A 12,301-nucleotide genomic window follows, 5' to 3' on the forward strand; every position below is an offset into this window, starting at 1 on the left:
GCTATCGGGCGACCCCGCCGGCCGGGCACGGACGCGGCGTTCGTCTGCACGTCTTCCCGCTGGGACTCGGCGCCGCCGGAGCTGTGGCAGAGTTGACCGGGTGAGCAAGAACGACACCGTCGACCGCACGCGCGGCCCCGAACTCGAACTGTCCACCTCGATCGGCAAGGACGACTCCGCCCTGGTCATCGGCCTGATCAGCGCCTCGTCCCCCGACGACGCCGAGAATGCCGACCCCACAGCCGAACCGACCCTCGCCATCGGCGACGGCATCCTCGACGACGCCCAGGCCGCCGCCATCACCGCCGCTCTCACCGCCCTCGGCGCGACCGGGTCCCACGGCGAGGTCACCCGGACCGCGGCCCCGGAGTCGCTGCCCGTCGACATCGTCGTCGCCGTCGGCCTGGGCGATGCCGACAACCTCGACGACGCCGACCAGGTCCGGCAGGCCGCCGGCGTCGTCGCCCGTGAACTCGACGGTCACGAGTCGGTCGCCACCACGCTCTCGGCCGTCGACCTGGCTGCCGCCGCCGAGGGACTGTTCCTCGGCGCCTACCGGTTCGACGAGTTCCGTTCGGACAAGTCGAAGCCCAAGAAGACTCCGCCGCAACGCATCACGCTGCTGGTCGAATCGAAGTCCAAGGAGGCCAAGTCCGCTGTGGAGCGCGCGGTCGCCGTGGCCGACTCGGTGGCGATCGCCCGCGACTTCGTCAACACCCCGCCGAGCCACCTGTATCCCGAGGAGTTCGCCGCCCGCGCCCGCACCCTCGGCAGCAAGGCCGGGCTCAAGGTCGAGATCCTCGACGACAAGCAGCTGGAGGCGCAGGGTTACGGCGGGATCATCGGCGTCGGCAAGGGTTCGTCCCGGCTGCCGCGCCTCGTCCGGCTGACCCACACCGCGAAGAAGTCGCCGAAGAAGGTCGCGCTCGTCGGCAAGGGCATCACCTTCGACACCGGCGGTATCTCGATCAAACCCGCCGCCAACATGGACGCGATGACCTCGGACATGGGCGGCGCGGCCGCGGTCATCGCGGCGACGATCCTGGCCGCCCGACTCGATGTCGACGTGACGGTGATCGCCACCGTCCCCATGGCCGAGAACATGCCGTCGTCGACTGCGCAGCGCCCGGGCGACGTACTCACCCAGTACGGCGGCCGCACGGTCGAGGTCCTCAACACCGACGCCGAGGGACGGCTGATCCTCGCCGATGCCATCGTGCGGGCCTGCGAGGACGATCCCGACTATCTCATCGACACCGCGACCCTGACCGGCGCCCAGATGGTGGCACTCGGCACCCGGACACCGGGCGTCATGGGCACCGACGGGTTCCGCGACCGGGTCGCGGCCCGGTCGGCCGATGTAGGTGAGAACGCCTGGGCGATGCCGCTCCCGGCCGAGCTGCGCGCAGACCTGAAGTCCCGCGTCGCGGACCTGGCGAACGTGACCCCCCACCGCTGGGGCGGGATGCTCGCCGCGGGCATCTTCCTGAAGGAGTTCGTGCCCGAGGACGTGCAGTGGGCCCACATCGACATCGCCGGGCCCGCCTTCAACACCGGCGGCCCCTGGGGTTACACGACGAAGGGCGGTACGGGCGTCCCCGTCCGGACCATCGCGGCCGTGCTCGAGGACATCGCCGCGAACGGCTGAGAACACCTCCGGCGAGCCGCGGCCGAGACCGGTGCCGCGGCCGCCGGAGAATCGTTACCGACGAGTACGAGCCGAACCGAGTCGGCGGCTCACCGTACGGGTAGGGTTGGCCGCGGGGATGAGCGGCTGATCCGCCACTCATCTGCGCGGTCTTCCACCGCCTCCCGACCCCCGTGCCCACGGCGCACACACCACTGGGCATCACCTACAGACCACCACGTCGAGTTCAGGAGTTCACAACGATGGCCTTCTCCGTCCAGATGCCCGCCCTTGGTGAAAGTGTCACCGAGGGGACAGTCACCCGGTGGCTGAAGGAGGAGGGCGACACCGTCGAGGCCGACGAGCCGTTGCTCGAGGTGTCGACCGACAAGGTGGACACCGAGATCCCCGCCCCCACTTCGGGTGTGCTGACCAAGATCATCGCGCAGGAGGACGACGTCGTCGAGGTCGGCGGCGATCTCGCCCTGATCGGTGACGCCGACGAGGCCGGTTCCGACGACTCCGGTTCGGACGATTCCGATTCCGACGCCGCCGGCGGCGACGAGCCGACCGAGGCCGCCCCCGAACCCGAGCCCGAGCAGGCCGCCGAGGAGCCCTCCGTCGACGAGGACGCGCCCGCCGAGAAGCCCACCGCCGACACCGGCTCGGGCTCGGCCGAGGGCACCGACGTGCTCATGCCCGAACTCGGCGAGTCGGTCACCGAGGGGACGGTCACCAACTGGCTGAAGGCCGTCGGCGACGAGGTCGCCGCCGACGAACCCCTGCTCGAGGTCTCCACCGACAAGGTCGACACCGAGATCCCCTCGCCGGTCGCCGGCACCCTGCTCGAGATCCTCGCGCAGGAGGACGACGTGATCGAGGTCGGCGGCAAGCTCGCCGTCATCGGTGATGCCTCGGCGGCTCCCTCGAAGAAGAAGCCCGAACCGGAACCCGAACCCGAGCCCGAGCCCGAACCCGAGCCCGAGCAGGAGTCCGCGCCGGAGCCGGAGCCCGAGCAGGCGCCTGCCCCCGAGGAAGAGCAGAAGCCGCAGCCGAAGGCCCAGGAGTCCAAGGCCCCCGAGCCCAAGGCACAGGCCGCGGAGAAGTCCGACCCGCCGACCGTCGAGTCGACCCCGTACGTGACGCCGCTGGTGCGCAAGCTCGCCGCGGAGAACAACATCGACCTGAACGCCATCAAGGGCACCGGTGTCGGTGGCCGCATCCGCAAGCAGGACGTGCTCGCCGCGGCCGAGGAGGCCAAGGCCCCGGCGCAGGAGTCCGCCCCGGCCGCCAAGCCCGCGGCATCGTCGGCGCCGGCCGCGTCGTCGGGCTCGCCGGAGATCCGGCCCGAGCTCGCCGAGCTGCGCGGGACGACGCAGAAGATCAACCGCATCCGTCAGATCACCGCGAAGAAGACCCGCGAGTCGCTGCAGCAGAGCGCACAGCTCACCCAGGTCTTCGAGGTCGACATGACCCGCATCGCCGGGCTCCGCAAGGCGGCGAAGGAGAGCTTCAAGGCGTCCGAGGGCGTCAACCTGACGTACCTGCCGTTCATCGCGAAGGCCGTCGTGGAGGCGCTGAAGGCGCATCCCAACGTCAACGCGTCGATCGACGAGGACAAGAAGGAGATCACCTACTACGACAAGGTGCATCTCGGCATCGCCGTCGACACCCCGCAGGGGCTGCTGTCGCCGGTCATCCACAACGCCGACGACCTGTCGATCGCCGGTATGGCCCGCGCCATCGCCGACATCGCGTCCCGGGCGCGCTCCAACGGCCTCAAGCCCGACGAGCTCGCCGGCGGCACGTTCACCATCACCAACATCGGAAGCCAGGGCGCGCTGTTCGACACCCCGATCCTGGTGCCGCCGCAGGCGGCGATGCTGGGCACCGGCGCAATCGTCAAGCGACCGGTCGTCATCACCGGTGAGGACGGTTCGGAGTCGATCGCGGTGCGGTCGATGTCCTACCTGCCGCTGACCTACGATCACCGTCTGATCGACGGCGCCGACGCGGGTCGCTTCCTCACCACGGTGAAGAAGCGTCTCGAAGAGGCCGCCTTCGCCGCGGACCTGGGCCTCTAGCCCAGATCTCCTTCAGACGGCACACCGAGGACACAGAATGCGCATCGCCGTCGCCGGATCATCGGGACTCATCGGCAACGCCCTGGTCAACTCGCTGCGCGCGGCGGGCCACACGGTCACACGTCTGGTCCGCCGCGAGGCACGCGCCGATGACGAGTTCAGCTGGGATCCCGAGACGATCGGCGTCCCGCCGGAGAGTCTCGACGGCGTCGAGGCGGTGGTCTCGCTGGGCGGTGTGGGAGTCGGCAACGGTCGGTGGACCGGCCGGTTCAAACAGGAACTCCGGGACTCGCGGATCACCCCCACCGAACTGCTCGCCGAGGCCGTCCGCGATCTCGGCATCCCGACGTTCGTGAGTGCCAGCGCCACGGGCTATTACGGGAACACCGGTGGCCACGCCGCGGTCGAGACCGACGGCCCCGGCGAGGGATTTCTTGCCGACCTGGTCGTCGACTGGGAGCGCGCCGCCACCGCCGGCGTCGGTGCGGACACGCGTATTGTCCTGCTCCGCACGGCGCCGGTCCTCAGCACCCAGGGCGGCCTGCTGGGCAGACTCCGGCCGTTGTTCAAGCTCGGGCTCGGCGGACCGATCGGTGACGGCAAGCAGTACTTCTCATGGATCAGCCTCATCGACGAGATCCGCGCCATCGAGTTCCTCCTCGACTCCGACGTGTCCGGACCGGTGAACCTGAGTTCGCCGGGCGCCGTCCCGTTCGGTGAGTTCACCTCGGCCCTGGGCCGGGCCGTGCACCGCCCGACGATCCTGCAGGTACCCGCCTTCGCGGCGCGTCGGGTCGGCGGCGAGATGGCCGAGGAAATGATTCTGTTCAGTCAGCGCGTTACACCCAAGGTGCTGACCGATCACGGATTCACCTTCACCCATCCCGGTGTCGACGAGGCCCTCGCCTACGCCACCGGAACCACCAGTCATGACTGAGCGTCCGATCCGCGGGAGTGCCGAACCGGTCGAGGTCCGCCATCTCGGCGTCGTCGACTACCAGACGGCCTACGACCTGCAGCACGGCCTGGCGGCCGACCGCGCCGACGGCGTCCTCGACCACGATGTGCTGCTCCTGCTTGAGCATCCGTCCACCTACACGGCGGGCAAACGCACGGAGAACGCCGACCGGCCCACCAACGGGGCGCCGGTCATCGACGTCGACCGCGGCGGCCGGATCACCTGGCACGGACCGGGACAACTCGTCGGCTATCCGATCGTGAAGCTCGCCGAGCCGCTCGACGTCGTCGAGTACGTCCGTCGCCTCGAGGCGGCCCTCATCTCGGTCTGCGCCGGTCTCGGCGTGACCACCGGCCGCGTCGAAGGACGTTCCGGCGTGTGGATCACCGACGACGCCGGGGAACGCAAACTCGGACAGATCGGTATCCGCGTGGCACGCGGCGTGGCCCTGCACGGATTTGCACTCAACATCGACCCCGACATGTCGGCGTTCGAGGCGATCGTCCCCTGCGGGATCGCCGACGCCGGGGTCACGTCCCTGGCCCGCGAACTGGGGCGGCCGTTGTCGGTGGCCTCTCTGCTCGACGTCACCGCCGATGCCGTGCTCACCGCGCTCGACGCCACTGCGAGCCCGGTCGCGTCGGCACAGTCCTCTCCATCCACTTCTGCGAGCGTAGGATCGATCCAGTGACCGCGTCCCCCATCACCCCCGGACCCGGTGCCCCCGAAGCCACACCCTCGGCCTCGGCATCCGCACCACAGACCCCGACCCCGGCCCCTGAGGGCCGCAAGCTGCTCCGGCTCGAGGTGCGCAACGCGCAGACCCCCATCGAGCGCAAGCCGGAGTGGATCCGCACCCGCGCGACGATGGGCCCGGAGTTCACCGAACTCAAGGGCCTGGTCAAGCGCGAGGGTCTGCACACCGTCTGCGAAGAGGCCGGCTGCCCCAACATCTACGAATGCTGGGAAGACCGCGAGGCGACGTTCCTCATCGGCGGCGAGCAGTGCACCCGGCGCTGCGACTTCTGCCAGATCGACACCGGCAAGCCCGCCGAACTCGACCGCGACGAACCGCGTCGTGTCGCCGAGAGCGTCCAGGCGATGGGCCTGCGCTACTCGACGATCACCGGCGTCGCCCGCGACGACCTGCCCGACGAGGGTGCCTGGCTCTACGCCGAGACCGTCCGCGCGATCCACCGCCTCAACCCCGGTACCGGTGTGGAGAACCTCATCCCGGACTTCCACGCCAAGCCCGACCTGCTGGCCGAGGTCTTCGATGCCCGGCCCGAGGTACTGGCGCACAACCTCGAGACCGTGCCGCGCATCTTCAAGCGCATCCGCCCGGCCTTCCGCTACGAGCGGTCCCTCGAAGTCCTCACCACCGCACGTGATTTCGGCCTGGTGACGAAGTCGAACCTCATCCTCGGGATGGGCGAGACCCCGCAGGAGGTGCAGTCGGCGATCGTGGATCTACACGAGGCGGGCTGCGACATCCTGACCATCACGCAGTACCTGCGTCCCTCGCCGCGGCATCATCCGGTCGAGCGGTGGGTCAAGCCCGAGGAGTTCGTCGACCACTCCGAGTTCGCCGAAGAGATCGGGTTCGCCGGCGTCATGGCGGGTCCGCTGGTGCGGTCGTCGTACCGGGCGGGCCGCCTGTACGCGCAGGCGATGGCCCATCACGGTCGCGAGATCTCACCGGCTCTCGCGCACCTGGCGGCCGAGGGATCGGCCAGCCAGGAGGCCTCCAGCCTGATGGCACGCCTCGCCCGCTGACGCCCCGCGCGTCCGGTGATCATCGGACGGTCACCCGATGCCCCGATCGCTCGATCCACGGACGTAAACTGGCCTCATGGCAAAGGCGCAGGTGAGCAAAGAGGTCAAGGCCGAGAAGAAGAAGGCCCGTAAGGCCGCATCGAAGGAACGGCGCCAGCAGCTCTGGCAGGCCTTCCAGATGCAGCGCAAGGAAGACAAACGACTCATCCCCTACATGGTGGGTGTCATCGTCCTGTCGATCGCGGTCTTCACCGCTCTCGGATTCGTCCTCGGTTCGCCGTGGCTGCTGATCCCGCTCGGCGTGGTGCTGGGCATCCTCGGCGCCTTCATCCTGTTCGGCCGTCGCGTCCAGAAAAACGTGTACACCAAGGCCGAGGGACAGCCCGGCGCCGCCGGATGGGCACTGGGCAACATGCGCGGGCAGTGGCGGGTCAAGCAGGCGGTGGCCGGCACCTCCCAGCTCGACGCCGTGCACCGCGTCATCGGCAAGCCGGGCATCATCCTGGTCGCCGAGGGCTCCCCGACCCGCATCAAGTCGCTGCTCGGCCAGGAGAAGAAGAAGGTCGCGCGGGTCGTCGGCGACACCCCGATCTACGAGATCATGGTCGGCAACGACGACGGCCAGGTCCCGCTGTCGAAGCTCGAGCGGCACCTCAACAAGCTGCCCAGCAACATCGACCGCAAGCGGATGGAGACCCTGGAAGGCCGACTGTCCGCCCTCGGCAGCAAGGCCCCCGGCCCCGGCATGCCAAAGGGTCCCCTGCCCGCGAACGCCAAGATGCGCAGCATGCAGCGCACGGCGCGCCGCCGCGGCTGACGCTCCCGCCCCATCCCGTCGACCGTGCACCCGATCCCGTTGACGGTGCATCGATTTACGTTGACTGTGAACCGGGTTCGCCGGGCCACGACCTACGACAAAACCCACCACCAATGACGATTCGGTGGTGGGTTTCGTCGATGAGTGGCTTGTGCGCCGGATCGGCCGCTGCTCAGCGGGTCCGGACGAGCGCGGTGCCGGTTGCGCGGTCGTGCAGGGCGCGTCCGTTGTAGTCGTTGATCAGGGCCGGGACGAGGAAGATCATCAGCAGCTGGCGGAAGAAGGCCCGGACGATCCCGACCGCCGCCGGGCTCTGCTCGCCGGTCGCTTCGGCGGTGTTGCGCTCGACGCCGTAATCCACACGCGCCACGCGCATCCCGATGACGAGCTGGCCCGGGGTGAACCCGAACAGCGTCACCGCGAAGATGCCCATGACGAACCACACGCCCATCTGCGCGGTGCCCAGATGCGGCGAGTTGAAGCCACCGAAGAACGCCATCGCGAGCCCACCGGCGATCAGCCAGTCGACGAGCAGGCCGGCCACCCGCGGCCAGCCGGTGGCCAGCGACCCGGGACCGCTCTCCGGCAGGCCGAGATCCTGTCCCCGGTACTCGTTGTCCACGCCGTTCTCGGGACCGATCTGCGGTCCCGACAGCCAGGAACCCGTGACTCGTCCCATCGGTGATGACTCCTCTCACGCGACCGCGCAACCCCCTCGGTCCGCGTCGTCGCCGCACTGGGAACCATCGTAGTCGCTGGTTGTCGTGACCCGTCCCGCCCGTTGGCCCCTGCCGCTAGGGTTGGGATGCGCCGAGTGCGACGGCCCCCGATCACGCTGTGTAGCCAACACCACTGCGCGTGTAACACGGGGGAAACACGGACTTGACGCATGGGCAACTTCGCCTCCATACGGTTGCCGCTGAGATCCGCTGCTGTTTCTCAGTGGCGGATGTGGCGTGTCCCCATACACGGACCACCGATCACGAAGGAGTCACCGCACGGTGTACAGCAGTAAAGAAGAACTACTCGAGGGCATCAAGAAGGAAGGTGTCGAGTACGTCGACATCCGTTTCTGCGACCTGCCCGGTGTCATGCAGCACTTCTCGATCCCCGCGTCGGCCTTCGACGAGGACGTCTTCGAGGACGGGCTGGCGTTCGACGGATCGTCGGTGCGTGGCTTCCAGTCGATCAACGAGTCGGACATGATGCTGCTGCCCGACCCGGCCACCGCGCGGATCGATCCGTTCCGCAAGGCCAAGACGATGAACCTCAGCTTCTTCGTCCACGACCCGTTCACCCGCGAGGCCTACAGCCGCGACCCGCGCAACGTCGCCCGCAAGGCCGAGGACTACCTCGCCTCCACCGGCGTCGCCGACACCTGCTTCTTCGGTGCCGAGGCCGAGTTCTACATCTTCGACTCGGTGTCCTTCGGTTCCGAGATGAACGGCACCTTCTACGAGGTCGAGTCCGAGTCCGGCTGGTGGAACACCGCGTCGCCGACCGATCCCGACGGCAGCCCCAACCTCGGCTACAAGGTCCGCCCGAAGGGTGGGTACTTCCCCGTCGCACCGTACGACCACTACGTCGACCTGCGTGACGAGATGTCCACCAACCTGCAGAACTCGGGCTTCGAGCTCGAGCGCGGCCACCACGAGGTCGGCACCGCGGGCCAGGCGGAGATCAACTACAAGTTCAACACTCTGCTCCACGCAGCCGATGACGTGCAGCTGTTCAAGTACATCATCAAGAACACCGCATGGCAGAACGGCAAGTCGGTCACCTTCATGCCGAAGCCGCTCTTCGGCGACAACGGTTCGGGCATGCACGCCCACCAGTCGCTGTGGAAGGACGGCAAGCCGCTGTTCCACGACGAGGCCGGCTACGCGGGCCTGTCGGACCTGGCGCGCTACTACATCGGTGGCATCCTGCACCACGCACCGTCGCTGCTGGCGTTCACCAACCCGACCGTGAACTCCTACAAGCGTCTGGTGCCGGGCTACGAGGCCCCGATCAACCTGGTCTACAGCCAGCGCAACCGGTCGGCCTGTGTGCGTATCCCGATCACCGGCAACAACCCGAAGGCCAAGCGCCTCGAGTTCCGTTGCCCGGACAGCTCGGGCAACCCGTACCTGGCGTTCGCCGCGATGATGATGGCCGGCCTGGACGGCATCAAGAACAAGATCGAGCCGCACGAGCCCGTCGACAAGGACCTCTACGAGCTCCCGCCGGAAGAGGCCAAGAGCATCCCGCAGGCCCCGACCTCGCTGGCCGCGGTCATCGACCGTCTCGAAGAGGATCACGAATACCTCACCGCCGGTGGCGTGTTCACCGAGGACCTCATCGAGACCTGGATCGCGCTCAAGCGTGAGAACGAGATCGAGCCGGTGCAGATCCGTCCGCACCCGTACGAGTTCTCGCTGTACTACGACTGCTGAGCCCAGGCTCCGACGTCGACTCGGCCCGCTCCGCGATCGCTCTCCGATCGCCGAGCGGGCCGTTTCGTTGTCGGCCGGTTCGATCCATCAATCCGCGCGAGCAGCCGTGTCCGACCGTCCCGCCGTGCGACGATGAGCCGCATGGGCACACTGCTGACGTCCGACGAGTTCGAGATCCGCCTGCTGTTCGCGGAGTCGGTCCCGGAGGTGATGCAGTTCGTCCGCGACGTGGTCCGGCAGCGCGAACCGATCGCCCTCGAGCTCGAGGGGTCGGCGCACATCGTGAATCTCGCCAACGTCCGGCACTTCTCGTTGGTCGACGAGACCGACGACGTCGTAGCGGATTCCGACGAGCGGACCACGGTCGTTCTCTCCATCGCCGAGGCCAAGGAGTGACGACCCGAGCCAGCGCCGCCGGACCAGGCCGGACCGTCAGTCGCCGGCGGCGATGATCACCTTGAGCGCGTGCTCGTCGGCAGCGTTCGCGAACGTGTCGTACGCCTCGTCGAACTGATCGAACGTGAACCGGTGGGTGATGAACTTCTCCGGGGAGATGTCCCCGCGTTCGATGCTCTCCAGGAGTTCGGGTGCGGTCGTGGCGTTGACCAATCCGGTGGTGATCGTGAGGTTGTTGATCCAGTCCCGCTCGATCGGGAAGGTGACGCTCTCCCCGTGCACGCCGACGTTGGCGACATGACCGCCGGGACGGACGGAATCGAGCGCGACGCCGAACGTCGCGGGCACCCCGACCGCCTCGATCGCCACGTCCACCCCGAGCCCGCCTCGGCTGAGTTCCTTGAGTTGCGCGACCACGTCCCCGCCTGCGTTGACGTCGATCGTGTCGGTCGCACCGAAGTCGCGCGACTGCTCGAGCCGGAACTTGTTGCCGTCCACGGCGATCACCTTCGACGCGCCGGCCGCCGACGCCGTCATCACCGACGCCAGCCCGACCGGCCCGACCCCGACGACGGCGACGACGTCGCCCTCTGCGACGGCGCCGTAGAGCACCCCGATCTCGTAGCCGGTCGGCAGGATGTCGCTGAGCATCGTGCCCTGCTCGGGAGTCACCTTCTCGGGAAGCGCGATCAGACCGTTGTCCGCGAACGGAACCCGGACGTACTCGGCCTGGGTGCCGTCGATGAGGTGACCGAAGATCCAGCCGATGCCGCCCACCGTCTGGCAGTGCGACGTCAGGCCGGCCTTGCAGAACTCGCATGTTCCACACTTGCTCACGCACGACACGATCACGCGGTCCCCGACCTTGACCCGTTCGCAGCCGGGACCGACCTCGGTGACCACTCCGACGCCCTCGTGCCCGAGGATCCGACCCGGCGTGACCGCCGGTACGTCGCCCTTGAGGATGTGCAGATCTGTTCCGCAGATGGTGGTCACCTCCATCTTGACGATGGCGTCCGTCGGTTCCAGCAGGACCGGATTCGGAACGTCCTCCCAGGCCTTCTGACCTGGACCGTGATACACGAGAGCTTTCATGGCCGACTCCTTGTGGTTGCGGGTCCTCGCGCGAAGAGTAGGCATGGGTGCGCTCGCAGAACGTCTCACCTTGAGACGACTGCCCGGCCGGGAAGAAGTCTCACTTGATGGCGACAGGGTTGACAGGAGAACCGGTGGCCTCGTTGATCTTCAGCGGCGCGGCCACGTAGAAGAACGTGTAGACCCCGTCGTCGGCGCAATCGGCGGCGAGCTTCTCGAGGTCGCAGATCTCGGTGAACGCCACGCCGAGGTTGCGCATGAGCGCGTTGTGCAGCACCAGAGCGGCGCCGTTGTTCGGGTCCACGGTCACCTCGTTCGCGATGGTGTCGGTCACGAGATTCGGTATCTCCATCTCCTGGAACCAGGACACGAGTTCGCGGGAGTAGACGAGGCCGGATTCGCAGAAGTCGCTGTAAAACTCGACGGCGTTCTCGAAGAACAGTTGCAGGTGATTGGTTCGGATCACCACGATGTCGCGCGGCTGGATCTCCGTGCCCTGGTACTCGGCACACGCGATCAGATCCTCGTGGTCGAACGTCTCGTACGGCTCCAGGTAGGCCTTACCCCGGTGACGTGCGATGTCGAGGAGCACGGCGCGACCGACCACTCCACGCTCGGCGATCGGCGCGACGCTGGCCCTCGACAAGCCCCCGATCGTGGTCCTCGAGTCGTACCCGTTCCAGATCTGGCCGTCGTACCAGACGTGGCCGAGCGCGTCGTACTGCGTGGAACCCTGGAGCGATGCGGTGAGCTTGTCGTCGGCGCAGTGCATGCCTCCGGGGAAAGCAGGCCCTTTGCCGTCATCCCAGTGCGATTCGTCAAGGGTCATCTCGCGAGTGGCAGGGCTACGACCCGGCCACACGGGGTCACCGTGGGGATCACCGATCAGGCGCTGAAGCGTGAACACCGCGCCCCGCCTGATCTGCGCCGCGCCCGCCAAGACCTGTGCGGCCGTCAGATGGTTCAGGCTGCCCACCTCGTCATCGGGTCCCCATCTGCCCCAATTGGTGGGCGAGTCGGCGAGGATCTCGCTGAGATCGGGCACGGCGGCATCTGCCATCGATTCACCTTCCGCAGGGTGTCAGCGCGCGACGCGCGCTGGATGTGCAATCG

11 protein-coding genes are annotated in these 12,301 nt (G+C 67.9%); 8 read left to right on the forward strand and 3 right to left on the reverse strand.

Features of this window, described 5'->3' with window-relative positions:
* Positions 1-100: 100 nt before the first annotated feature.
* The 6 genes from QAD21_RS15285 (at position 101) to QAD21_RS15310 (ending at position 7,262) form a co-directional block, all read left to right on the forward strand.
* Positions 101-1,648, forward strand: coding sequence for a leucyl aminopeptidase (locus QAD21_RS15285; RefSeq protein WP_280359815.1), 1,548 nt, complete (start codon positions 101-103; stop codon positions 1,646-1,648).
* Positions 1,649-1,890: 242 nt separating this feature from the next.
* Complete coding sequence (gene sucB, locus QAD21_RS15290) at positions 1,891-3,711, forward strand: 2-oxoglutarate dehydrogenase, E2 component, dihydrolipoamide succinyltransferase (protein WP_280359816.1); 1,821 nt, start codon at positions 1,891-1,893, stop codon at positions 3,709-3,711.
* Between the two features lie 37 nt (positions 3,712-3,748).
* The gene (locus tag QAD21_RS15295; RefSeq protein ID WP_280359818.1) at positions 3,749-4,648 is read left to right on the forward strand and encodes a TIGR01777 family oxidoreductase; all 900 of its coding nucleotides are present in this window, start codon (positions 3,749-3,751) and stop codon (positions 4,646-4,648) included.
* Positions 4,641-5,360, forward strand: coding sequence for a lipoyl(octanoyl) transferase LipB (lipB, locus tag QAD21_RS15300; RefSeq protein ID WP_280359819.1), 720 nt, complete (start codon positions 4,641-4,643; stop codon positions 5,358-5,360). The genes QAD21_RS15295 and lipB overlap by 8 nt, the downstream gene beginning before the upstream one ends.
* Positions 5,357-6,445 carry a lipoyl synthase gene (lipA, locus tag QAD21_RS15305; protein ID WP_280359820.1) on the forward strand — a complete coding sequence of 363 codons (1,089 nt, stop codon included), beginning with the start codon at positions 5,357-5,359 and terminating at the stop codon, positions 6,443-6,445. Before lipB ends, lipA begins: the two co-directional genes overlap by 4 nt.
* A gap of 76 nt (positions 6,446-6,521) precedes the next feature.
* Positions 6,522-7,262, forward strand: coding sequence for a DUF4191 domain-containing protein (locus QAD21_RS15310; RefSeq protein WP_058253111.1), 741 nt, complete (start codon positions 6,522-6,524; stop codon positions 7,260-7,262).
* 172 nt (positions 7,263-7,434) lie between these two features.
* Here the strand turns inward: QAD21_RS15310 and QAD21_RS15315 are convergent, their stop codons facing one another.
* On the reverse strand, positions 7,435-7,941 hold the full coding sequence (locus QAD21_RS15315; protein WP_058253112.1) for an RDD family protein: 507 nt from the start codon (positions 7,939-7,941) through the stop codon (positions 7,435-7,437).
* A 322-nt stretch (positions 7,942-8,263) separates the two neighbouring features.
* Between QAD21_RS15315 and glnA the strand changes: the two genes are divergently transcribed.
* Positions 8,264-9,697, forward strand: coding sequence for a type I glutamate--ammonia ligase (glnA, locus tag QAD21_RS15320; protein ID WP_010841141.1), 1,434 nt, complete (start codon positions 8,264-8,266; stop codon positions 9,695-9,697).
* Between the two features lie 141 nt (positions 9,698-9,838).
* The gene (locus QAD21_RS15325; RefSeq protein ID WP_068971686.1) at positions 9,839-10,093 is read left to right on the forward strand and encodes a hypothetical protein; all 255 of its coding nucleotides are present in this window, start codon (positions 9,839-9,841) and stop codon (positions 10,091-10,093) included.
* 36 nt (positions 10,094-10,129) lie between these two features.
* On the opposite strand, the gene QAD21_RS15330 is transcribed toward QAD21_RS15325, so the two are convergent.
* Both QAD21_RS15330 and QAD21_RS15335 read right to left on the reverse strand, forming a co-directional pair.
* Positions 10,130-11,188, reverse strand: coding sequence for an alcohol dehydrogenase catalytic domain-containing protein (locus tag QAD21_RS15330; protein ID WP_068971685.1), 1,059 nt, complete (start codon positions 11,186-11,188; stop codon positions 10,130-10,132).
* Between the two features lie 100 nt (positions 11,189-11,288).
* Positions 11,289-12,248 (reverse strand): cyclase family protein, encoded by a 960-nt coding sequence (locus QAD21_RS15335; RefSeq protein ID WP_068971684.1) that lies wholly within the window; start codon positions 12,246-12,248, stop codon positions 11,289-11,291.
* Positions 12,249-12,301: the final 53 nt, after the last annotated feature.

Origin of the sequence: Gordonia sp. SMJS1 (genome assembly GCF_029866425.1) — a bacterium.
Classification (GTDB): Bacteria; Actinomycetota; Actinomycetes; order Mycobacteriales; family Mycobacteriaceae; genus Gordonia; species Gordonia hongkongensis.

Coding starts and splice junctions, on each gene's coding strand:
- lipB (WP_280359819.1), top strand. CDS start 4,641: ATGACTGAGCGTCCGATCCGCGGGAGTGCCGAACCGGTCGAGGTCCGC.
- QAD21_RS15335 (WP_068971684.1), bottom strand. CDS start 12,248: ATGGCAGATGCCGCCGTGCCCGATCTCAGCGAGATCCTCGCCGACTCG.
- QAD21_RS15295 (WP_280359818.1), top strand. CDS start 3,749: ATGCGCATCGCCGTCGCCGGATCATCGGGACTCATCGGCAACGCCCTG.
- QAD21_RS15315 (WP_058253112.1), bottom strand. CDS start 7,941: ATGGGACGAGTCACGGGTTCCTGGCTGTCGGGACCGCAGATCGGTCCC.
- QAD21_RS15330 (WP_068971685.1), bottom strand. CDS start 11,188: ATGAAAGCTCTCGTGTATCACGGTCCAGGTCAGAAGGCCTGGGAGGAC.
- sucB (WP_280359816.1), top strand. CDS start 1,891: ATGGCCTTCTCCGTCCAGATGCCCGCCCTTGGTGAAAGTGTCACCGAG.
- QAD21_RS15325 (WP_068971686.1), top strand. CDS start 9,839: ATGGGCACACTGCTGACGTCCGACGAGTTCGAGATCCGCCTGCTGTTC.
- QAD21_RS15310 (WP_058253111.1), top strand. CDS start 6,522: ATGGCAAAGGCGCAGGTGAGCAAAGAGGTCAAGGCCGAGAAGAAGAAG.